The sequence below is a fragment of the Streptomyces sp. NPDC059696 genome (genome assembly GCF_042733745.1).
Lineage (GTDB): Bacteria > Actinomycetota > Actinomycetes > Streptomycetales > Streptomycetaceae > Streptomyces.
On the sequence record NZ_JBHWFG010000124.1, the window covers coordinates 1 to 1,201 of the forward strand.

1 protein-coding gene is annotated in these 1,201 nt (G+C 69.4%); it reads right to left on the bottom strand.

All coding sequences use genetic code 11. The annotated features are described in order from the left end of the window. The coding region (locus ACFV20_RS37040; RefSeq protein WP_385665543.1) for a hypothetical protein at window positions 1–1,201 on the bottom strand (1,201 nt) is incomplete at both ends.

Below are 1,201 nucleotides of genomic sequence, written 5' to 3' on the forward strand. Positions count from 1 at the left end.
AGGTCACAAGTCTCCGGCAGTGCCATCAAACTTAAATTAAAAAATGCCGCGTCCAGCTCGGTTCCCATAAACGCTGCCGCAGCGCTGAGGACTGCCGTCAGCACCGCTGCCGAATCGAGCACGTGCTCGAACAGCAGGCAGGAGACAGGAACCGCCGCCAGCGCCGTGAGGCCGCCCCACCTCAGGGGCTCGACGGCGCCGAGTGCCTTCAGCCGGTCGTGGAGGACCGTCCGCAGGAGGTGGCCGGCTGCCAGGCCCAGCCCCAGTGCGGCTGCGAACACGCTGAGGGAATTTCCGGCAGCGTCAGCGGCCAGCAGGGCCGCGAGGACTGTGCCGGTTCCCTGCGCTCCGGCGAGGTAGATGCCCCGCAGTCCGGTTGACCGGTCCCGGACCAGGGCGAGGCAGTACGCGAGCGCTGCGGCAAAGAGCAGCTCATAGCCTCGGAGACCGAGGACTCCGGCTCCGAGCAGCATCCCGGCAGCAAATCCGGCCGGTGCCAGGAGCGCAAGACGGTTTTGTCTGTGCAGGACGGCCGTCAGCAGGTTGGCGGCGAAAGCCACCCAAAGCACCCACAGGGTAGAGACCGCAGCCGGGAACTCGGCGGTGCGCACACCCACCGCGAGCAGGAGCACCAGCGCCGCCGCGGCGGCTGGCGCTCCGGGGAAGCCGCCGGCCCTACGCGGACGCAGGGCTGCGGCCAGCTGAGCGAGCACGGCGCTTCCGGCCGCTGTCAGCAGCAGGACGGTGCCGGTCTCCGGCCGCGCCGCCGCGGAAAGCAGCACGTAGTACGCCGGCGGCACTGCCGCCAGGGCCAGCAGCGTTCCCCATCGCAAGGCGTGGACTGGCCCAAAGTTCTCCAGCCGGCTCCCGAGCAGCGTCCGTGCGACGTGCTGTGCCGCAAGAACCGCGGCGATCACGATGAACACCCCATCGGTTCCAAGTCCAAGGTCCGCTGCCAGCAGTCCGGCAAGGACCGTCAGCAGCACCTGCGCCGCCGCGAAGTGCCAGGCACGCAACGCGGGGATGACTGGTTTCAGGGATTGAAGCAGGCTGTAGGCCAGTGCGGCACCGGTGAGCAGGACATACCCGCGCACACCCAGCAGCCCTGCGCCGAGGACAGCCGCTGCCAGGAAAGCGACCGGCGCGTAGCCCGCGGCCAGCTCGCGGTTGCTGCGCAGCGGCAGCAATGAGTAGGCCGCGT